Origin of the sequence: Phaeobacter sp. CECT 5382 (assembly GCF_001457775.1) — a bacterium.
Taxonomy (GTDB): domain Bacteria; phylum Pseudomonadota; class Alphaproteobacteria; order Rhodobacterales; family Rhodobacteraceae; genus Pseudophaeobacter.
On record NZ_CYSG01000026.1, the window covers coordinates 12,518 to 32,169 of the forward strand.

At 56.3% G+C, this 19,652-nt stretch carries 18 protein-coding genes and 2 pseudogenes; 11 read left to right on the forward strand and 9 right to left on the reverse strand.

Annotation, left to right across the window (positions count from 1 at the left end):
* The first annotated feature begins 231 nt into the window (after positions 1–231).
* The gene (locus PH5382_RS18055) at positions 232–498 is read left to right on the forward strand and encodes a hypothetical protein (RefSeq protein ID WP_156414963.1); all 267 of its coding nucleotides are present in this window, start codon (positions 232–234) and stop codon (positions 496–498) included.
* Positions 499–528: 30 nt separating this feature from the next.
* Here the strand turns inward: PH5382_RS18055 and PH5382_RS18060 are convergent.
* A pseudogene (locus PH5382_RS18060) lies at positions 529–903 on the reverse strand (integrase core domain-containing protein); the annotation flags it as partial.
* 2 nt (positions 904–905) lie between these two features.
* Between PH5382_RS18060 and PH5382_RS19570 the strand changes: the two are divergent.
* Positions 906–1,409: pseudogene (locus tag PH5382_RS19570) on the forward strand (transposase); the annotation flags it as partial.
* Between the two features lie 462 nt (positions 1,410–1,871).
* Positions 1,872–3,512 (forward strand): O-linked N-acetylglucosamine transferase, SPINDLY family protein, encoded by a 1,641-nt coding sequence (locus tag PH5382_RS18065; protein ID WP_197410077.1) that lies wholly within the window; start codon positions 1,872–1,874, stop codon positions 3,510–3,512.
* Between the two features lie 161 nt (positions 3,513–3,673).
* On the opposite strand, the gene PH5382_RS18070 is transcribed toward PH5382_RS18065, so the two are convergent.
* The gene (locus PH5382_RS18070; protein ID WP_058335790.1) at positions 3,674–4,288 is read right to left on the reverse strand and encodes a L,D-transpeptidase; all 615 of its coding nucleotides are present in this window, start codon (positions 4,286–4,288) and stop codon (positions 3,674–3,676) included.
* Between the two features lie 235 nt (positions 4,289–4,523).
* Positions 4,524–6,023 carry a CoA-acylating methylmalonate-semialdehyde dehydrogenase gene (locus PH5382_RS18075; protein ID WP_058335791.1) on the reverse strand — a complete coding sequence of 500 codons (1,500 nt, stop codon included), beginning with the start codon at positions 6,021–6,023 and terminating at the stop codon, positions 4,524–4,526.
* Positions 6,024–6,169: 146 nt separating this feature from the next.
* Between PH5382_RS18075 and PH5382_RS18080 the strand changes: the two genes are divergently transcribed.
* The 3 genes from PH5382_RS18080 to coaD all read left to right on the forward strand — a co-directional run bounded on the left by PH5382_RS18080 (position 6,170) and on the right by coaD (position 8,226).
* The gene (locus PH5382_RS18080; protein WP_058335792.1) at positions 6,170–7,066 is read left to right on the forward strand and encodes a LysR family transcriptional regulator; all 897 of its coding nucleotides are present in this window, start codon (positions 6,170–6,172) and stop codon (positions 7,064–7,066) included.
* Between the two features lie 65 nt (positions 7,067–7,131).
* Entirely contained in the window at positions 7,132–7,566 is a 435-nt protein-coding gene (locus PH5382_RS18085) for a CBS domain-containing protein (protein WP_058335793.1), read from the forward strand.
* Positions 7,567–7,728: 162 nt separating this feature from the next.
* Positions 7,729–8,226 (forward strand): pantetheine-phosphate adenylyltransferase, encoded by a 498-nt coding sequence (gene coaD, locus PH5382_RS18090; RefSeq protein ID WP_058335794.1) that lies wholly within the window; start codon positions 7,729–7,731, stop codon positions 8,224–8,226.
* A 101-nt stretch (positions 8,227–8,327) separates the two neighbouring features.
* On the opposite strand, the gene PH5382_RS20070 is transcribed toward coaD, so the two are convergent.
* Both PH5382_RS20070 and gap read right to left on the reverse strand, forming a co-directional pair.
* Positions 8,328–8,471, reverse strand: coding sequence for a hypothetical protein (locus PH5382_RS20070; protein ID WP_058335795.1), 144 nt, complete (start codon positions 8,469–8,471; stop codon positions 8,328–8,330).
* A gap of 98 nt (positions 8,472–8,569) precedes the next feature.
* On the reverse strand, positions 8,570–9,571 hold the full coding sequence (gap, locus tag PH5382_RS18100; RefSeq protein WP_058335796.1) for a type I glyceraldehyde-3-phosphate dehydrogenase: 1,002 nt from the start codon (positions 9,569–9,571) through the stop codon (positions 8,570–8,572).
* A 242-nt stretch (positions 9,572–9,813) separates the two neighbouring features.
* Between gap and PH5382_RS18105 the strand changes: the two genes are divergently transcribed.
* The 3 genes from PH5382_RS18105 (at position 9,814) to PH5382_RS18115 (ending at position 12,217) form a co-directional block, all read left to right on the forward strand.
* Positions 9,814–10,773, forward strand: coding sequence for a DUF808 domain-containing protein (locus tag PH5382_RS18105; RefSeq protein WP_058335797.1), 960 nt, complete (start codon positions 9,814–9,816; stop codon positions 10,771–10,773).
* Positions 10,774–10,915: 142 nt separating this feature from the next.
* The gene (locus PH5382_RS18110; protein ID WP_197410078.1) at positions 10,916–11,635 is read left to right on the forward strand and encodes an FkbM family methyltransferase; all 720 of its coding nucleotides are present in this window, start codon (positions 10,916–10,918) and stop codon (positions 11,633–11,635) included.
* Between the two features lie 135 nt (positions 11,636–11,770).
* Positions 11,771–12,217, forward strand: a complete 447-nt coding sequence (locus PH5382_RS18115) for a hypothetical protein (protein WP_058335799.1) — start codon at positions 11,771–11,773, stop codon at positions 12,215–12,217.
* Between the two features lie 50 nt (positions 12,218–12,267).
* Here PH5382_RS18115 and tkt read toward each other — a convergent pair whose 3' ends face one another.
* A complete protein-coding gene (gene tkt, locus PH5382_RS18120; protein WP_058335800.1) occupies positions 12,268–14,289 on the reverse strand; it encodes a transketolase in 2,022 nt (673 codons plus the stop codon).
* Positions 14,290–14,595: 306 nt separating this feature from the next.
* On the opposite strand from tkt, the gene PH5382_RS18125 reads away from it, so the two are divergent.
* Together PH5382_RS18125 and PH5382_RS18130 are read left to right on the forward strand one after the other, a co-directional pair.
* On the forward strand, positions 14,596–15,504 hold the full coding sequence (locus PH5382_RS18125; protein WP_058335801.1) for a coiled-coil domain-containing protein: 909 nt from the start codon (positions 14,596–14,598) through the stop codon (positions 15,502–15,504).
* Positions 15,504–15,902 (forward strand): cell division protein ZapA, encoded by a 399-nt coding sequence (locus tag PH5382_RS18130; protein ID WP_058335802.1) that lies wholly within the window; start codon positions 15,504–15,506, stop codon positions 15,900–15,902. Before PH5382_RS18125 ends, PH5382_RS18130 begins: the two co-directional genes overlap by 1 nt.
* A gap of 152 nt (positions 15,903–16,054) precedes the next feature.
* On the opposite strand, the gene grxD is transcribed toward PH5382_RS18130, so the two are convergent.
* The 3 genes from grxD to purL all read right to left on the reverse strand — a co-directional run bounded on the left by grxD (position 16,055) and on the right by purL (position 19,108).
* Entirely contained in the window at positions 16,055–16,417 is a 363-nt protein-coding gene (gene grxD, locus PH5382_RS18135) for a Grx4 family monothiol glutaredoxin (protein ID WP_058335803.1), read from the reverse strand.
* A gap of 118 nt (positions 16,418–16,535) precedes the next feature.
* A complete protein-coding gene (locus tag PH5382_RS18140; protein ID WP_058335804.1) occupies positions 16,536–16,772 on the reverse strand; it encodes a BolA/IbaG family iron-sulfur metabolism protein in 237 nt (78 codons plus the stop codon).
* 170 nt (positions 16,773–16,942) lie between these two features.
* Positions 16,943–19,108: a phosphoribosylformylglycinamidine synthase subunit PurL gene (purL, locus tag PH5382_RS18145; protein WP_058335805.1), complete on the reverse strand. Its 2,166-nt coding sequence runs from the start codon at positions 19,106–19,108 to the stop codon at positions 16,943–16,945.
* Positions 19,109–19,652 lie beyond the last annotated feature (544 nt).

Below are 19,652 nucleotides of genomic sequence, written 5' to 3' on the forward strand. Positions count from 1 at the left end.
TCCCCCAAAGCGAACGGCCCAGAGCCGACCTTGCCCAAACCTTTTAGATGCTGCGGTGCAGCCTGTCTTAGGAGACATTCAAGGCAAGAGATCAATGGCAGCGAAGTGTAAGAACGCTAGCGCTCCCGCCAACTATCCCTGGTTGCATGATGAAAGCGAGAATGTTTTCATGAGATCATGGAGCAAACACAGAATTTTGCCCCCGTCGCATTTGTCATAATCATTTTGATCTTGGCGCTTTTGTCGCCGTTCTTCTACTTTCGATTGCGCCGCGCCAAGAAGAAAGAGCTAGCGACTGCCCAAAAGGCAGAGCAAGACATTGCCCAACTTCAAGAGGACTGCGGCGCACGGTTGAGCGAAGCGCGGGCTGAGGCCGAAAGAAAGGCTGAAACGGCACACGCTGAGCATAGCAAAGCATTGGAACGCTATGCCGCAATAGTTGATATGGAAGCCGTGTCCGTCGTCAGGGTTTTTGGGACCAATGGCGGCCTAAACTAAGAGAGAGTTTGGCTCATCTGGTTGGTTTGATTATGCGGCGTGCAGTCGGTGATGCAAGCGTCGCGCTTCGAGTGTCTTTCGTTTGATCCTTTCCCTTTGCTGTAGAATGGCTTTGTCACGTCCGAAGTAGACGTCGGCGGGTGTGACGTTGTTCAGGCCCTCGTGGTAACGCTGATGATTGTAGTGATCGACGAAGGCTTCGATTTGCGCTTCGAGGTCACCCGGCAGGAAGTAGTTTTCCAGCAAAATGCGGTTCTTCAATGTCTGGTGCCACCGCTCAATCTTGCCCTGCGTTTGGGGATGATACGGCGCACCGCGCGAGTGCTTCATGCCCTTGTCTTTCAACCATTCTGCCAGGTCGCCTGAGACATAGCTGGATCCATTATCTCTGAGCAGACGTGGCTTAAGTTCAAACAGTTGAGGTCACCAGCAGCACCATCGGTGATGCTCCCATGCTCCCATGCTCCCTGAACTCTTGAACCAAACCCTGCCCGATCAGGACATCGGCAGCGTCACCGCAGACGGGGCGTATGACACGCGCAAATGCCACGAGGCGATTGCTGTCAGAGACGCCCATGCCGTCATCCCACTGCGCAAAACGCAAAGCCCTGGAAACCGACGAGCGCCGGAGCGATTGCCCGCAACGATGCGGTCAATGCACAACGTTATCTGGGCCGCACCGTGTGGCGGCGCTGGAGCGGATACCACCGCCGAAGTCGCGTTGAAACGAAACCTCTCGGGATCATGCTGCGCATGACCCTACCGGTCAGTGGATACATTGTATAAAACTACTCGGCCAATCGTTGATGGCGAGGGGTTTTGATCGGCAGGTCGCCGAAATCCAAATCCGCTTCGCGGTGCTGAACCGCTACACCGCCCTTGGTATACCTGTCACGGAACCTGTAGGCTAAATCCGGCTGGGGTAAGGGGAAGCACGTCCAAACCCTGATTTGTGCAACAAAACCCGCCGAAGGCAGAAAAATTGTTCCAAAGACTGTGAAAGAAAGAAATTTTTAGCAAATTTATTCTTAACTGCAGAACAGGCAGGTGACCCAGATCCAAACCGGTTCCTGCAAGGGATGCCATACAAGGGTATGACCAGGCACTGATACGGCAGGACTCTGTATGGCGGATTTGTCTGTGAAGGACCTGAGTACGACGGGCCGGGGCAGGGCAGTCTGAGGAGGTGAAAGTTGACCAAGGAATTTCGCATTCACAAGTCTGGGCAGTCCCATTCTTTGGCTTACAATTCGGGCGCAAACGCTGCATCGACAAAGGCCGCTGGTCTAGGTTTTAGGGGACCTCGAAACAGGAATGCCGCTGGGAAATCAGCCAAAACTGTTTCGGAAAAGGATCTTCTGCTTCGAGATATTTTGCGAGCCATCGTCAAAAACAGCCGTGACGAGGCACTCAAACTATTGGACATCGCGGTGCGCCAATACCCTGAGGATGCCTCGTTTCACATGTATCGCGGCGAAGTCTTGCTGCGCCAGAGCAATTTCAACCAAGCGCTGACCTGTTTTGCCGTCGCGTTGAAGTTGCAACCATCCAATGCTCGCATTCTGGCCTCGATTGGCGGCGCGCTTTACATGATGAAACGCAACAGTGAAGCCAAAGAGTTCTTTCAGGCGGCCAATCTCCTTGATCCGACACTTGTGATTGCAGCATCCAATCTGGTTCATACGTCGCTTACGGAAAGCGACTGGGGGTTCTATTCCAACATCGATCAAATGATCAAGGTTCTGGCTAGTGATCCCGTCGAAGGCAGCCCTTTCAACCTTCTGGCTCTTGTCGATGATGCTGCGTTGCAAAAGAAAAGGCTGGCTGAACGGGATCGCCTGTTGCGAAAAACCGTTGTTGCAAACAAACACTTCAAACGGAAAAAAGTGAAAGAGCGTCGCATTCGTCTGGGGTATTTCTCATGCGACTTCTTCGACCATGCCACGATGTTTCTGCTGGGGCAGGCCTTTGCGCGGCATGACCGGGATCGCTTTGAGGTTTTCGTCTATGATTACGGGCCCGACAAAGGTTGCGCTGAACAACAACTGGTGCGCAAAGCTGCAGATACCTATCGCCAGGTTAACAAGCTCAGCGATGAAGGTCTGGCTAAACTGGCCCGCGAAGATGGCATCGATATTGCCATTGATCTGAAGGGGCATACCAATGGCAATCGCTTGCCCGTCTTTGCCTTTCGTGCTGCTCCCGTTCAGGTTAGCTATCTTGGCTTTCCCGGAACCACAGGGATGAAGGACATGGATTATTTCGTTGCAGATCCGGTCAGCATCCCGACAGATCAGCGTCAGCATTTTTCTGAAAAAATCCTCTATATGCCAGATAGCTATCAGATCAATGACAACACGCGTCCGCATCCTGAAACGGTGCCAACACGGGCAGAACTGGGACTGCCCGAAGAGGCTTTTGTCTTTTGTAGTTTGAACAATCCTAACAAAGTGACGCCTGCTGAATTCGATGTCTGGATGCAGCTTTTGCATGAGGTTCCTGACAGTGTTTTCTGGCTCCTGGCTCCGGATCAGAACCTAAGAGACAACCTGCTGAAAGAAGCGCAGGCGCGCGGGATAGGTCCTGATCGCATTGTCTTTGCCGGTCGGGTGAGCCCGTCGCAGCATCTGGCACGTCTTCCGCAGGCGGATCTTTTCCTGGATGCGTTTAATTGTAACGCGCACACCACTGCGAGCGAAGCCCTGTGGTCCGGTGTGCCCTTGGTCACCAAGATGGGTAAACAATTTGCAGCGCGCGTGGCCGCCAGCGTGCTGACGGCGGTCGGCTGCCAGGATCTTATCACCGAAACGGTCGAAGACTATCATGATCTGGCACTCAAACTGGCGCAGGATCGCGCAGCACTTGATGCGATCCGGGCTCGGCTCAAAGGCAACATCACCACAACGCCGCTTTATGATACCGAGACTTTTGTGAAGAATTTCGAGGATCTGATGGAAAAGGCGATCCAACGCTATGATGCCGGGCTGAAGCCGAAGCATATTTCTCTGGGATAACAGAGCAAACCTTCGAGATCTCCACGGCGCCATAGTGCTTCAATCAAAACGTAAATGCCCTTGACGCGGACCGCGGTCGGGGCATTTTGTGTTGGTTGGACGTCTGTTGCTCACTATCAGCGGGATGCGGGAGAGATAGCAAAATCTCCGAAGTTTCCGGGTTACAGTATGCGCACCTGTGTGCCGATTTTCACCATCTCAAACAACTGTTCAACATGCTGATTATAAAGACCAATACAGCCGGATGAGCTTTGACGTCCGATCTTGCGGGTGTCGTGGGTGCCATGCACCAGATAGGCAGGCCATGTGAGATACATCGCGCGTGTCCCCAGTGGATTGCCGGGGCCGCCATCCATGCGCTGCGGCAGACTTGGGTCACGTTCACGCATCGAGGCAGTGGGCGTCCAGCTGGGGTTTTTAGCCTTGCGCACCACTTTTGTATACCCGCGTTTGGTCAGCTCTTCAGACATGGGAACGGAAGAGGGGAACAGTCGGTAGGTCTCACCATCGCCATCCCAGAAATGCACGGCGCGAGAGGTCACATCGGCCAGCAGACAGCCGATGCCAAGTTCGTCAAAGTGATCCTGCCAATGCTGTTGCCGGAACGAAGAGATATTGCGCTGAACCACAGGCTGGTCACTGATTGGCGGCTCTTCCGACGGAAAGGCATCGGTGGATTGCGCACGCAACAGGCTGGGCGTGAACAGGCTGGGCGTAGCGAGGGCAGCACCCAATCCGAAAAGGGCGGCGCGGCGATGGATAGGTTTTGGGGGCATGGAAGACCTGCGAGACGGGAAAGTTCATTATATGCTCTGGTTCCCAACTATATGGGGATCAGGATGGAACTTCCTAGGGAGCAGAAGGTCACATTTTCGTTTTTCTCCCTGTCTCTGGCTGGAGGGCTAGTCAGTTCCTGCAGGCGCCTGAGAGTAGAAAAAAAACCTGCGTTGGAAACGAAAATGGCCCCGAAAAAAATCCGAGGCCATTCCATTTCATCTACAAAACAAAGTGTTAGTCCATGGCTTTGAAGTTGAACTCGCCACCTTCGCGAATGCCCGAGGGCCAACGCGAGGTGATGGTTTTGGTGCGTGTGTAGAATTTGAACGCATCAGGACCGTGCTGGTTCAAATCGCCAAAGGCGGATTTCTTCCAGCCACCAAAAGTGTGATAGGCAAGTGGAACCGGGATTGGCACGTTGATGCCGATCATGCCGATGTTGATCCGGTTTGCAAAGTCACGCGCAGTGTCGCCATCGCGGGTATAGATGGCAGTGCCGTTGCCGTACTCATGATCCATCGCATAGGACAGCGCTTCTTCATAGGTTTCTGCGCGCACAGTGGACAGAACCGGGCCAAAGATTTCCTGCTTGTAGATGTCCATGTCGGTGGTGACATTGTCAAACAGGCTTGGGCCGACAAAGAAACCATCCTCATAGCCCTGCAGGCTGAAATCACGACCGTCGACAACCAGATCGGCGCCCTGATCAACACCGGTTTGAACCAGGCGTTCGATGTTGGCCTTGGCAGCAGCAGTTACAACCGGGCCGTAGTCGACATCATCGCCGGCAGTGTAGGGACCAACCTTGAGGGTTTCTACGCGGGGGATCAGTTTTTCGATCAGCTTGTCAGCTGTCTCTTTGCCAACAGGAACCGCAACCGAGATCGCCATGCAGCGTTCGCCGGCAGCACCGTAGCCAGCGCCGATCAGCGCGTCAGCAGCCTGATCAAGATCGGCGTCGGGCATGATGATCATGTGGTTCTTGGCGCCACCAAAGCACTGAACGCGCTTACCCTGGGCGCAGCCAGTTCCGTAGATGTATTCAGCGATGGGCGTAGAGCCAACAAAGCCAACCGACTGGATGGTGTCGTCAAACAGGATCGCGTCAACGGCTTCTTTGTCACCGTTCACAACCTGGATGATGCCTTTGGGCAGGCCTGCTTCTTCCAGCAGCTCTGCCAGCATCAAGGGCACGGATGGGTCGCGCTCGGAAGGCTTCAGGATGAAGGCGTTGCCGCAAGCAATCGCAGGGGCAAACATCCACATGGGGATCATCGCCGGGAAGTTGAACGGGGTGATACCCGCGGTTACACCCAGGGCCTGACGCATGGAATACATGTCGATGCCGGGGCCGGCGCTGTCGGTGAATTCACCTTTCAGCAGCTGTGGCGCGCCGATGCAGTATTCCACAACTTCCAGACCGCGCTGGATGTCGCCTTTGGCGTCGGGGAAGGTCTTGCCGTGCTCGCGCGACAGGGTTTCGGCCAGCTTGTCCATATCACGGTTCAGCAGGTCGACGAATTTCATCATCACGCGGGCGCGACGCTGGGGGTTCACTTTTTCCCATGCTGGCTGGGCGGCGGCGGCAAAGGCGACGGCCTGTGCCATCTCGTCTTTGCTGGCCAGCGGGCACTTGGCCTGAACTTCGCCGGTGGCGGGGTTGAAAACGTCGGAGAACCGGCCGGATGTGCCTTTGACGTGTTCGCCGTTGATGTAATGGGTGAGCTCTTGCATCAGAAAAACCTCCTCATGGATGACTTGCCGAAAGCTTAGTCTTGCAAAAAGAGGTGGAAAAGGGGAAAGATTTCAAAGAGGGTTTGCAGGAACGCAAATGATTAACAGGGATAAAATCTCTGAGGCAAGCAGAGGGGATCGTGCGGATGGATGCTCAATGGGATGATATGAAAGTGTTTTTGGCAGTTGCCCGCGAAGCGAGCCTGTCAGGTGCCGGTCGTATTCTTAAGATGGATCCAGCCACTGTCGGGCGCAGGATTGCGCGTTTTGAAGCTGCATTGGAAACCCCTCTTTTTGTTAAATCCCCACAGGGTTACGCGCTGAGCGCCGCAGGCGACCGTCTTTTGGTACATGCCGAGGCTGCGGAACAGGCGATGCGGGCAGGGGCCGAGGCTCTGACCGGGCCCAGCGATACCCTGTCGGGGCAGATCCGCATTGGCGCGCCGGATGGCAGTGCCAACTATATTCTGCCCCAGGTCTGCGCGCAGATCTGCGAGGAGCACCCAGATCTGGATATCCAGATCGTCGCTTTGCCCCGCGTGATCAACCTCAGCCGACGTGAGGCGGATATGGCTGTCACCGTCAGTGCGCCCACGGCAGGGCAGTTGCTGGTGCAAAAGCTGACAGACTACAAACTGCATATGGTGGGCTCACATCACTATCTGCGCAAACATCCCCCGATCAAAAAGCTCGAAGACCTCAAGGGTCACAAGATGATTGGTTATATTCCGGATATGATTTTCGACCGGGAGCTGGATTACCTCAGCAATCTGGGGGTGGACCGAGTAGCGCTGGCCTCCAATTCCGTTTCTGTCCAGATCAAACTAGCGGCCCAGGGCACAGCGCTTTGTGTGGCGCATGATTTTTCCCTTCCGGCGCATCGGATGCTGCGCAAGGTGTTGACGGATCAGATCAGCCTCACGCGCAGTTTCTATCTGGTGCGCCATCAGGGGGACCAGCGTAGTGAGCGGCTCAACCGGTTTGCGCAGGCGCTGACCAAAGGGATCCGTGACGAGGTCGCCCGGCTGGAAGCTCTAACCTGACTTGACTTGACGTGGCGTTGCGGCAACCCTTGGTAATACGAAATAAAATTACCAAAGGAGCGCATATGCTGGTTCAATTGATTCTGAAGTCCAAGGCGGGCGCCGCCGTCGTAACAGTTGCCCCCGATGCGTCCGTTGCTGATGCAGCAAATCTGCTGTCGGACAAGGGGATCGGGACCGTTGTGGTGTCGTCTGACGGGCAGAGTGCTGACGGGATCCTGTCAGAGCGCGATATCGTGCGTGAACTGGGCAAAAGCGGGTCGGGCTGTCTGGCAAAACCGGTCAGCGCCTATATGACCACCAAGCTTGTGACCTGCACGCTGCAATCCAACGTTGAAGATGTGCTGAAGCAGATGACCAAGGGCCGCTTCCGTCATATGCCTGTGGTCGAAGACGGCAAAATGGTCGGGCTGGTGTCGCTGGGCGATGTGGTCAAGGCACAGCTGGCGGAGATCGCTATGGAGAAAGACGCTCTCGAAGGGATGATCATGGGGCATTGACCCCTTGTCGGGGCGGCATTTAGGCCGTTCCGCATCCAAACGCGACCAGATGACGCGTCGGAAGGGGGACTTGCGTATTTTCCCCCTCTTGCACCTCCGGCTGGAAACATGTTTGCCTGCGCAAGAGCTTAGACTGAAGCATGTATAAGGCAGGAGGAGCCTATGCGTATCGGCTTGTATCCAGGTACTTTTGATCCGATCACATTGGGGCATATCGATATTATTCGCCGTGCCAGTGCATTGGTGGACAAATTGGTCATCGGGGTTGCGATCAACCGCGACAAAGGACCCTTGTTCACGCTTGAAGAACGCGTCGCCATGATCGAGGCGGAATGCGCTGTTCTCAGCGAACAGACTGGCACCGAAATTGTTGCCCATCCGTTTGAGAATCTATTGATCAACTGCGCCCGTGATGTCGGCGCTCAGATCATCGTGCGGGGGCTGCGCGCAGTTGCGGATTTTGAGTATGAATACCAGATGGTCGGTATGAACCGTGCATTGGACAGTTCGGTTGAAACCGTCTTTTTGATGGCCGAGGCCCGCCATCAGGCAATTGCCTCCAAACTGGTCAAGGAAATCGCGCGTTTGGATGGAGATGTGTCCAAATTTGTGACACCTTTGGTTCTCAAAGAACTGACTAAGCGTCTCGGCAAGGTCTGAACACACGGAAATATTAAATTCGGGCGTGGCGACAAAGCCGCGCCCTTTTTGTTTGGAAGCTCCGCTTTTGTTGGTGCAAGGACGAAAGATTCAATCTGGTCCTAGCGCCAGAAGGCGACCCAATCCAGCAGCTCAAACAATTTTTTGCCCAAAAATACCATATGAACCGGCCCATAGGTCAGCACGTCAATCACGATGGCAGCAATCAGGATCAGGCCCAGCCAGATCGCAAGCTTGTTGGTCATTGTGGCCTCACCAAAAAAGAAAAACGCCCGCTCAGATATGCCTGAGCGGGCTCGAAATCTCAAGGGTGGCTTTGACTTAGCCTCTGCCGTTGAAGTCTTTAGGTCAGGCGACCCATGGCAACGGCGACATCCGCCATGCGCACGGAGAATCCCCATTCATTGTCATACCAGGCCAGAACGCGTACCATGCGGCCTTCGACCACGCGGGTCTGATCGGGCGCGAAGATCGAGCTTTCGCTCGAATGGTTGAAATCGGTCGAAACCAGCGGCGCGGGCTCATAGCCCAAAACACCCTTCATTGGGCCAGAGGCCGCTTCTTGCATCGCAGCGTTGATCTGATCCGCAGTCACATCGCGGCTGGCACGGAAGGTGAGGTCAACGGCCGAAACATTCGGCGTGGGAACGCGGATGGCGGAGCCGTCGAGACGTCCCTTCAGGTTGGGCAGAACTTCACCCAGGGCCTTGGCGGCACCGGTGGAGGTCGGGATCATCGACATCGCAGCAGCGCGCGCACGATAAAGGTCAGAGTGACGGCGGTCGAGCGTTGGCTGATCGCCGGTGTAGGCGTGAATCGTGGTCATGATGCCATGCTCGATACCAAATGCCTCGTCCAGAACTTTGGCGATGGGGGCCAGGCAGTTGGTGGTGCAGGACCCGTTGGAGATCATGGTGTGACCGGCTTGGAGCTCATTGCTGTTGACGCCAAAAACGATGGTCTTGTCGACGTTCTTGCCGGGAGCCGAGAGCAGAACCTTTTTGGCACCGCGCTCAAGGTGCGCCTTGGCTTTTTCTCCATCGTTGAACTTGCCGGTGCATTCCAGAACCACGTCACAGCCGGACCAGTCGAGCTCATCCATGTTGTAGGTCGAATACATTTGCATATCGCCACGGCCGAGGTTCATGGTGCCTTCGCCGGTGGTAACCTCGCCGGGGAAACGCCCATGCACAGAATCGTATTTGATCAGATGCGCAGCTGTGTCCAGTGGGCCAGTGGCGTTGACTTTGATCACTTCGATGTCGTCGCGGCCAGAGGCGGCGATATGTGACAGGGTGCAGCGGCCGATACGGCCAAAACCGTTGATCCCGACTTTGATGGTCATGAGCATGTCTCCAAGCGAGCTAATCTTGCTGTCGCATATAGACGTCATTGGTTTCCTGCTAAAGGGGCAAAAACGGCGAAAACACAGTCTGTTAGCGCAAAACCCTACCGGTGGCGTTAACGATTTTGCCCGGTGGCGTTAACGGAATGAGGCGGAAGATAGTCGGTGGCGCTAACGCTTGTCACCCGTCACAGATAGGGTAGGTTGCTGACAAATATGTGCCGGGGATAAGGGTTTTCAAAATGAGCGGTTTGCTGGCTTTACTGGATGATGTGGCGGGAATTGCCAAGGTGGCGGCGGCCTCGGTCGATGATGTTGCGGCAGCGGCCGGTAAGGCCGGGGCGAAAACTGCCGGGGTAATCATCGACGATGCCGCAGTCACGCCGAAATATGTTCAGGGATTTGAGCCGGCACGCGAGCTGCCGATCATCTGGCGGATCACCCGTGGTTCTCTGTTTAACAAACTGATCCTGCTGTTGCCGGTGGCGATGCTGCTGGCGAATTTCGCCCCTTGGGCGATCACGCCCTTGTTGATGCTCGGCGGTAGCTATCTGTGCTTTGAGGGCGCGGAAAAGATCTTTCACGTGTTGTTCCCGCACGCCAGCCACGAGATCGAAGCGGATATGAGCATCAAAGATCCTGGCCATCTTGAGGAACAAAAGATCAAGGGCGCCATCAAGACCGATTTTATCCTGTCGGCAGAGATCATGACAATCGCGCTGGCCGCGATCGAGGTTCCCAATGTCTGGATGCAGGCCGCTACGCTGGCCGTTGTGGGCATTGGCGTTACCGTTGCCGTTTATGGCTCAGTCGCGCTGATCGTGAAGATGGACGATGTGGGTCTGTATCTCACCAAGAATGCGCCCACTCCTGTGGGGCGTGGGTTGGGGCGCGGGCTGGTGAAATTCATGCCGGTGCTGATGTGGATCCTGTCCGTTGTGGGCACCGCCGCCATGCTTTGGGTTGGTGGGTCGATCATCATCCACGGGTTAGAGGTTCTGGGCTTTGGCCGGTTGGGCCACCATATTCACGACTGGGCCTATGCCGTGGGTCATATGGCTCCTGTGGGCTGGATCGGATTTGTCGAATGGAGTGCCAAGGCAACAATGGATGGCGTCTTTGGCGTGGCTTTGGGATTGGTGTTGATCCCATTTGTTCTGGGCCTGACCAGAATTTTTAAACCCGCTGGATCGCAGCAATAAAACCACAAAAATTTGGAATTGGGAGAAGGCGATGCTTGTCGATTGGATCAGGGGCAAGCTGCGTGCGCGGCGGGGGCGCCGTATTCATCAGCGCTCAGCAGTTGAAACACAGTTCGGCTTCAAATTCATCGGGCCGGAAGTCATGCAATCGGGCGATTTCGAGGAGGTCGAGACCAAGCTTATTCGCGGCTTTCTAAAGGAGGCGGATCTCTTCGTAAATGTGGGGGCAAACTATGGGTATTATGTTTGTCTGGCGCAAAGCTTTGGCGTGTCGGCAATTGCGGTTGAACCAGTCCCCGACAACCTCAGGCTGCTTCGGAAAAACCTAGAGATAAATGGCTTTGAGGCCGACGTCACGGTTCTTCCAAACGCTTGTGGAAGCGCGACCGGTGAGGCCGAAATTTTTGGAGTTGGCACCGGGGCCTCGCTTGTAAAAGGGTGGGCGCGCAATCCCAAAAGCCTGTCATTTAAGGTGGATGTCCGACGTCTTGACGATCTGGTGACAGCCAAAGCCCTAACCGGCCGCAGCTTTTTCCTGATTGATGTAGAAGGTTTTGAGCTTGAAGTGTTGAACGGAGCCAATGGCATTTTTCAGGCCAGGCAAAAACCGGTATTTCTGATCGAAAGCGGACTTTCGGATCTTCGCGCGGGAGGTGAACTGAACAAGGGTTTTCTGGCTGTCTTTGACCTTTTCTCGGCTGAAGGCTACCAAATGTATGGGATCAATGACCTGAAATCGGCCGTTGAGCGGGCAACAATTTCAAAAAGTCTGGAAACGGGAGAGGACCTGGTGAAGGGGTATAATTTCCTCATGGTACCAACGGATTTTGACTTGAAGGCTTTCACTGAAGGCCGTCTTTGAAAAAATCGAGCGTCATGGCTGAATGGATTGCAACGGGTTGCGGCCATCTCACGCGTCCAAAGCTGGAGTGGGATGCCATTGGAAAGCACTATGATCTGCGGCTCGACCTGTTAGGTTGAAATTCGTTTCCGCAGCATGTCATTTTTGGAGAATTTTGGAGCCAAAATGTCAGATCGACCTAAAAATCCATTTCTCAAGGTCAAGTCAGGGCCTTCCCCAACAAGGACCGGGGTCTCAAATGCCGTTACAGAGGGGCTGGCCTCGCCGCTGTCGGCTATGAGCAAAGCTGCCGATCTGATGCCAATGGATTCAGAACAACTCAGAGGCTTTCTTCACTTTCGCCTGGCTTCAGCGCAGGCTGCGCGCAGTAGAGCGAGTTGGATCGGCGGACGTTTGTACAATAAGTTTTCGGGGGAAACGCCAGACTATGTTCCTCTGTCTGGCACACAGCTGAGGCAGGCCTTTTTGGCGATGCGAGTTGAGACTCCTGCTTTTGTCGTAGCACGCGGTGAGTACGAACTTCGGATCGACTATGCAGAGAAAGCTTTGGCTGCGTTAAACGAAGACAAGAAGCGGGCATGAAAAAGGGCGCCAGTTGGCGCCCTTTTTGATTAGTTATTGCTGTTGGGGCGTTAACCCAGCAGTTCTTTGACCTTGGCGACGGTGGCCTCGGCGGTGATGCCGAATTTTTTGAACAACTCACCTGCCGGGGCAGAGGCACCAAAACGGTCCATGCCGATGAACCCGGCCTTTTTGTCCTGGCCGCGCTCGCCCATCAGCCAACGGTCCCAGCCACCGGCGCGCATGGCGGCCTCGATGCCGACGCGTACGGGGCCTGCGGGCAGGACCTTGCGGCGGTAGGCTTCGTCTTGGGCGGCAAAGAGCTCCATGCAGGGCATGGAAACCACCCGGGTGCCGATGCCTTGGGCTTCCAGCTTGGCCTTGGCTTCCATCGCCAGTGACACCTCGGAACCGGTGGCGATCAGGATCGCCTGACGCTTGCCCTCGGCTTCGGCCAGCACATAGGCACCTTTGGCGGTCAGGTTGTTCAGCTTGTGTTCAGTGCGCAGTGTTGGCAGGTTCTGGCGGGTCAGGGTCATCACCGAAGGTGTGCCTTTGGCGGTGAGGGCCACTTCCCAGGCTTCAGCTGCTTCAACCGCATCCGCAGGGCGGAACACGTAGGTGTTGGGGGTCGCACGGCAAATCGCCAGATGTTCGACCGGCTGGTGGGTCGGGCCATCTTCGCCAACGCCGATGCTATCGTGGGTCATCACAAACACTGTCGGGATTTTCGACAGGGCCGCCAGACGCATGGCAGGGCGGGCGTAGTCGGTGAAGCAGAAAAAGGTGCCGCCATAGGCGCGGATACCGCCGTGCAGCACCATGCCGTTCATCGCAGCGGCCATGCCGTGCTCACGGATGCCCCAATAGACGTAGCGGCCTTTGCGATTGTCGGTGTCAAACACACCCAGATCACTGGTCAGGGTATTGTTGGAGCCGGTGAGATCGGCAGAACCACCAACGGTTTCATGCATGATCGGGTTGATCACCGCCAGCGCCATTTCGGACGCCTTGCGGGTCGCGACCTTTGGCTGGTCTTCCGAAACCTGTTTTTTCAATGCCTTAATGGCAGCCGAGAGCTTCTTGGGTGCCTCCAGCGCATAGGCGCGGTTGAAACGGTCCTGTTTCTGCTGCGACATTTCGCCGAAGCGGCCTTCCCAAGCGCTGCGATCCGCAGCACCACGGGCGCCAATCGCTTCCCACTGGGATTTGATGTCAGCGGGGACTTCAAAGGGGGCGGAGGTCCAGCCATAGGCCTCTTTGGCAGCGGCCATCTGTGCGGGGTCGGTGAGGGCACCGTGACCTTTGGAGGTATCCTGCGCCGCGTGACCTAGGGCGATATGGGTCTTGCAGGCGATCATCGAAGGCTTCTTCGATTTCTTGGCGGCCTCGATGGCCTGATCAATGGCAACAGGGTCGTGACCGTCGATTTCCAGAACCTGCCAGCCGGAGGCCTTGAAACGCTGAACCTGATTGGTGCGATCCGACAGCTCGACCGTGCCGTCAATGGTGATGTTGTTATTGTCCCAGAATACGATCAGCTTACCGAGGGAGTGACGCCCGGCAAGGCCGATGGCCTCTTGGCTGATGCCCTCCATCAGGCAGCCATCACCGGCGATCACATAGGTGTGGTGATCCACAACCTTGCGGCCATAATCGGCGCGCTGCATTTCTTCGGCCATGGCAAAGCCCACAGCATTGGAAATACCCTGACCCAAGGGGCCGGTGGTGGTCTCAACGGCGTCGAGTAGGAAGTTTTCCGGATGGCCCGCTGTCAGCGCGCCCATCTGGCGGAAGTTCTTGATCTGCTCCAGTGTCACCTGCTTGTCACCGCAAAGGTACAAAAGCGAATAGATCAGCATCGAGCCATGGCCTGCGGACAGGATAAAGCGGTCACGATCTGGCCACTGTGGTGCAGCAGCGTCAAATTTCAGGTGCTTTTCAAACAGCACGGTGGCGACATCGGCCATGCCAATGGGCATGCCTGTGTGGCCGGAATTGGCGGCGGCGACGGCGTCAAGGGCGAGGGCACGAATGGCGGCGGCCTTGTTCCAATGATCGGGGTTGGCGGTGCGCAGGGCTGTCAGATCCACTGAAGTGTTCCTTTGGGTTACCAGGCTGGTCAGGCGCTCAATAGCAGTGACAGCCCAAAGATCAAGCTTTCTGCGCCATTCCTTGCCAACAGCGCGAAGTCAGCGTTGCAAGTGCTTGAAAGCAAAGGGGGGGTGTTTTACGCCAGCTTTGGTTAAACTGGTGTCACCGTGAAGGGTTGAAAACGATTCGTAGCGGCAAGCAACGGGCCCACTGGCAGCAGGTGCGGCAGAATGCGTGCCATGGTGCGCAAAAGACCGCAACAAGAACCGGTGAGGGGCAAGACCCATGAGGGATGAGGGACAGGCATGACGCAGATCGAGGAGTTGCAGGGACGCATTCTGACCGCGATGGAGCGGATCGGTGTCGGCGTCGGCAAGCTGGAACAGGCGAGGGCGGTAGCTCTCGAAGAGGCAGAGGCGGCCGCTGATACCTCTGTGCTTGAACAGGCGCTGGACGAAGAAAAGACCGCAAACGCTCAGCTCGAGGAGCGGGTGAAGGTCTTGCATGCCCGTATGAAGGAGCTGGAGCAGGCAGCTCCGGCAGCCAGTGGCGATGCTGCGGCTGAAGGCGATATGGACGCTTTGCAGGCCGAATTGGAGCTGCTGCGCAACGAAGTTGGCAACACTGATGAAAAAGACGCGCTGAAGCTGGAAGTGACCCGGCTCAAAGGGGCCTTGGAAAACGCTAGCAACGGCTTGGCGGCTGAAAAGGAAGCGCTGGAGGATCAGGTTTCCGAACTGACAGAGCAGAACCAACAGCTTCAATCTCAGCTCGAAGAGACGGCCTCGACTGCTGAGGGCGATGTCGAAGGCGATATCGGTGCGGCGGTGGATCAGGCGGCACTCGAAGCAGAGGTCGCCGCGCTGAAAACTGCGCTGGAAGCAGCTCAGGCGAGCTCGGCGGATTCCACCCCAGCGTCAACCGAAGCTACTGAGAACGAGATTTTAGTGCGTCTGGATACAGAGCTGCAGCAATTGCGACTGGCCAATGAGCAGTTGCGCAGCTCGAATGCGGCGCTTCGCGATGCCAATGCCGAAGGCTTGGCGGATGCAGATCTGATCAACGCAGCCCTGCAGGCAGAAATCGAAGCTCTGCGTGCAGCCCAAGCCAGCGATCAGGCACAGGTGAATGCGGTGCTCGCCAAGCTTGAACCGCTGCTGGCCAATGCGCAGTCCCTGCCGGAACACAACTTGCCCGAAGGGGAGGAAGTCTGATGCCCGAAGTCACCATTCATATCGGCGGACGCGGCTTTGAAGTGTCCTGCCAGTTGGGCGAGGAAAGCTATCTGCACTCCGCGGCCAAGATGCTCGATGACGAAGCACAGGTGTTGTCTGATCAGATTGGCCGCATGCCCGAAGCACGGATGCTGCTTATGGCGGGCCTGATGCTGGCCGACAAGACAGCAGCTGTCGAGGATCGCATCAAAGACGTCGAAGCGGAACTGGCTGAGCGCGAAGCAGAGCTGGAAGCCCTGAAGAACACCCCTGCACCAGAGCCGGAGCGGATAGAAGTGCCGATTGTGCCGCCGCAGGTGCCGGAAGCCCTGGCCGAGGTCGCCGCCCGCGCCGAGGCACTGGCGCAGCAGCTAGAAGAAAAGACCGCCGCAGAGTAATTGCGCTGTCAGCTGACGTGTATTTGTCTTGGCTTGATGGACTGTTCCCGATGAACCGTCAATTGGCCAAATAAAAGCCCCTTCCAGCGGAAAACTGGAAGGGGCTTTTATTTATAGATGCTGCGCCGAGGGTCGAAGTCAGCCGACTCAGCTTAGCCGTTGGCTTCGCGGATCTTGTCTGCCGCGTCCTTGTCAAAGGCGATCTCATTGTCGGCGAACATGCCGTCCAGCTCGCCCGAAAGAGTCATCTCGGTGATGATGTCGCAGCCGCCAACAAATTCGCCCTTGATGTAGAGCTGTGGAATGGTCGGCCAGTCGGAATACTCCTTGATGCCTGCGCGGATCTCTTCGTCGGCCAGCACGTTGACGTCGGTATATTCAACACCGATGTAGTTCAGCACACCAGCCACGCGGGAAGAAAACCCACACTGCGGCATGTCCTTGGAACCCTTCATGAAGAGCACCACGTCACTGGATTTTACGGTTTCGTCGATGCGGGATTGTGCGTCGCTCATTTTTCCATGTCCTTTTGGCGTATCCGCCTGTGGCGGTTTTGTTCGATATACGGCAGGAGCTCAAGAAAAGTCCAGATCGCCAAAAGCGCAAGGGTCATCGCGACGATCAGGAATTTAATCACTCCGGCGCTTTGGTTGTCAGGGCCAGGGCGTGCAGTTCACCATTGGCGCCATCCATCTTGCCCTTGAGGGCGGCATAGACGGCACGCTGCTGTTGCACCCGGTTCTTGCCACGAAAGCTCTCGTCTACCACCATAGCAGACATATGCACGCCATCATGGCCTGCAACCTGAATATCTGCGTCAGGAAAGGTCTCGCGCAGAAGGTCTTCGATTTCTTGGGCTTGCATGGGCATGGTTGCTGTCCTTGGCGTTGGTCTTGAATGGAACTTAGGGTGGCCTTGGGGGCAGTGCAAGCACTCAAGGCATCTGGTTCAACCTCAGCATTCGGCTGTCAAAGGTTGCAGAAAAGTAAAAGGCGCGCAATGACTGCACGCCTCTCTCTCAATGTTTCAAGGCTCTGTTCTTAGGCCACAGCAGCGGCAAAGCCGGAGCGGAAGACCTCTTGCAACTCGGCCAGAGGCGCCTCAGAGCCGCCAATCTTGATGCAGTCACCGGTGAAACGGCCAACGGTTGTCAGGGTTACTCCTGCCTGTCCGGCCGCCAGCATCAGACCTTCGGCCTGATCAAAGTTGCAGGCAACCAGATAGCGCGCCTGATCTTCGCCAAACAGGGTCGGAGTGTCGCCCGCATCAATCTGAACGCCAACGCCACCTTCTTCGGCCAGCTCAAAGGCGGCCAGTGCCAGGCCACCATCGCTGAGGTCGGTACAGGCCTTGATCAGATCGCGGTTGGCGCGGATGAATTCACCGTTGCGCTTTTCGGCTTCCAGATCGACCGCAGGCGCGTCGCCATCTTCACGGTTGAAGACCTCGGCCAGCAGGGCGGATTGGCCAAGATGGCCAGCTGTTTCACCGATCAGCAGCGCGATATGGCCTTCGCGGGCTTCGCCTGTGATCGCATCTTCGCCTGCGGCGATCAGGCCAACGGCACCGATTGTTGGCGTCGGTAGGATGCCTTGTCCGTCGGTTTCATTGTAAAGCGAGACATTGCCGGAAACGATAGGCATGTCGAGTGCTGCGACAGCTTCGCCGATACCCTGGATGGCGCCCACGAACTGACCCATGATTTCGGGCTTTTCGGGATTGCCAAAGTTCAAGTTGTCTGTTGTTGCCAATGGTTTGGCGCCAACAGCTGTGAGGTTGCGATAGGCTTCGGCGACGGCCTGTTTGCCGCCCTCGACCGGGTTCGCCTTGACGTAGCGCGGCGTCACATCCGAGGTGAAGGCCAGACGTTTGTCGGTGCCGTGTACGCGGATAATGCCAGAGCCAACACCGGGACGGCGGGCGGTATCGCCCATGACGGTGGTGTCATACTGTTCGTAGACCCACTGTTTGCCGGCATAGTTGGGGGAGGCCAGCAGGGCTTTCAAACCATCAATCGGGTCGATCGTAGGCACGTCTTCGTCTGTCAGTGGCTCTGCCGCCGGGGTTGCGACCCAAGGGCGGTCATATTCCGGGGCGGAAGACGCCAATTTCGACAGTGGCAGATCCGCCATGGTGATGCCATTGTGCTGGATCAAAAAGCGATCCTCGGCGATGGTTTCACCGACGATGGCGAAATCCAGATCCCATTTCACAAAGACAGCCTTGGCTTCAGCTTCCATGTCGGGCTTCAGCACCATCAACATGCGTTCCTGCGACTCGGAAAGCATCATCTCGTAGGCGGTCATGTTTTCTTCGCGCTGTGGCACGTCTTCGAGGTTCAGCTTGATCCCCAGCTGGCCTTTGTCGCCCATTTCAACGGCGGAACAGGTCAGGCCTGCAGCCCCCATATCCTGGATCGAAATCACGGCACCGGTTTGCATCAGCTCAAGCGTTGCTTCCATCAGACGCTTTTCGGTGAAGGGGTCGCCGACCTGTACGGTGGGGCGCTTTTCCTCAATCGTGTCGTCAAATTCAGCCGAGGCCATGGTGGCGCCGCCAACGCCGTCGCGACCAGTTTTGGCGCCGAGATAAACCACTGGCATGCCAACGCCGGATGCGGCGGAATAGAAAATACCATCGGTTTTTGCCAGGCCCGCCGCAAAGGCATTGACCAGACAGTTGCCGTTATAGGCGGGGTGGAACCGCACTTCGCCGCCCGCGCAGGGCACGCCAAAGCAGTTGCCATAGCCGCCGATGCCTTCGACCACACCGTTGACCAGTTGACGGGTCTTGGGGTGCGAGGGCTCACCAAAGGAGAGCGAGTTCATCGAGGCGACGGGCCGCGCGCCCATGGTGAAGACATCGCGCAGAATGCCGCCAACACCGGTGGCAGCCCCCTGGTAGGGTTCGATGTAAGAGGGGTGGTTATGGCTTTCCATTTTGAAGACCACCGCGTCGCCGTCGCCAATATCGACGATACCGGCGTTCTCGCCGGGGCCACAGATGACTTGTGGACCGTCGGTGGGCAGCGTTCGCAGCCACTTTTTGGAGGATTTATAAGAGCAGTGCTCGTTCCACATGGCCGAGAAGATGCCAAGTTCGGTGAAGCTGGGTTCGCGTCCAATGATCTCGAGGATCATGTTGTATTCTTCGGCGTTCAAGCCGTGGCTTGCGATCAGTTCGGATGTGATGGCTGGTTCTTGCATGGCGCGATATGGCCCCCCATGGTGCTACTGAGGCGGCTTTTAGAGCAAGCCTGCCTGATGGGGAAGGGGGTTTCTCCAGGTGGTATCGCGTCGAAACAGCCCAGTTGCCGAACTGTTGCGAATATCCTTAGCGCAGAGACGCAGCCTGAATGCGGTGTCGGATGCTGCCACGGGGGCGTGTCGTGTTGCGCCAAAACGTGCCGCGGCAGGTCGGGTCGTGGGTAGATCGGGGCAGGGCAGATCGGGACAGGTCATGCGCTTCTTGCTTGAGGTCTGCGCAGGCGAGCATGAAGAGTGCTTAAAAATGTGGCAGGCGATTGAGTGGGGATAGTCTTTTCACTGTTCTTTTGCAGATGTGCTTGATGCAGGGAGAGTGATGCGCAACAAAACTGATAAGCAAAAAAAAAGGCCGAGCACTAAGCTCGGCCGAAGTCCAACAGGGAGGTATGAAGTGAGGCGCTAGCCTCCGTCTTCATGCGCTCCATTTAGCCCCTATCCCGCAGGCGATTGCCGGGACTTATGATTTGCGCATGGCCAATGCCTT

Bases quoted from the DNA above. Each gene is read 5' to 3' on its own strand.
- PH5382_RS20070 (WP_058335795.1), bottom strand. From the start codon at position 8,471: ATGACCAACAAGCTTGCGATCTGGCTGGGCCTGATCCTGATTGCTGCC.
- gap (WP_058335796.1), bottom strand. From the start codon at position 9,571: ATGACCATCAAAGTCGGGATCAACGGTTTTGGCCGTATCGGCCGCTGC.
- PH5382_RS18125 (WP_058335801.1), top strand. From the start codon at position 14,596: ATGACGCAGATCGAGGAGTTGCAGGGACGCATTCTGACCGCGATGGAG.
- PH5382_RS18070 (WP_058335790.1), bottom strand. From the start codon at position 4,288: ATGCCCCCAAAACCTATCCATCGCCGCGCCGCCCTTTTCGGATTGGGT.
- PH5382_RS18110 (WP_197410078.1), top strand. From the start codon at position 10,916: ATGCAATCGGGCGATTTCGAGGAGGTCGAGACCAAGCTTATTCGCGGC.
- PH5382_RS18130 (WP_058335802.1), top strand. From the start codon at position 15,504: ATGCCCGAAGTCACCATTCATATCGGCGGACGCGGCTTTGAAGTGTCC.
- PH5382_RS18105 (WP_058335797.1), top strand. From the start codon at position 9,814: ATGAGCGGTTTGCTGGCTTTACTGGATGATGTGGCGGGAATTGCCAAG.
- purL (WP_058335805.1), bottom strand. From the start codon at position 19,108: ATGCAAGAACCAGCCATCACATCCGAACTGATCGCAAGCCACGGCTTG.
- PH5382_RS18140 (WP_058335804.1), bottom strand. From the start codon at position 16,772: ATGCCCATGCAAGCCCAAGAAATCGAAGACCTTCTGCGCGAGACCTTT.
- PH5382_RS18115 (WP_058335799.1), top strand. From the start codon at position 11,771: ATGTCATTTTTGGAGAATTTTGGAGCCAAAATGTCAGATCGACCTAAA.
- PH5382_RS18080 (WP_058335792.1), top strand. From the start codon at position 6,170: ATGGATGCTCAATGGGATGATATGAAAGTGTTTTTGGCAGTTGCCCGC.
- grxD (WP_058335803.1), bottom strand. From the start codon at position 16,417: ATGAGCGACGCACAATCCCGCATCGACGAAACCGTAAAATCCAGTGAC.
- PH5382_RS18075 (WP_058335791.1), bottom strand. From the start codon at position 6,023: ATGCAAGAGCTCACCCATTACATCAACGGCGAACACGTCAAAGGCACA.
- PH5382_RS18085 (WP_058335793.1), top strand. From the start codon at position 7,132: ATGCTGGTTCAATTGATTCTGAAGTCCAAGGCGGGCGCCGCCGTCGTA.
- coaD (WP_058335794.1), top strand. From the start codon at position 7,729: ATGCGTATCGGCTTGTATCCAGGTACTTTTGATCCGATCACATTGGGG.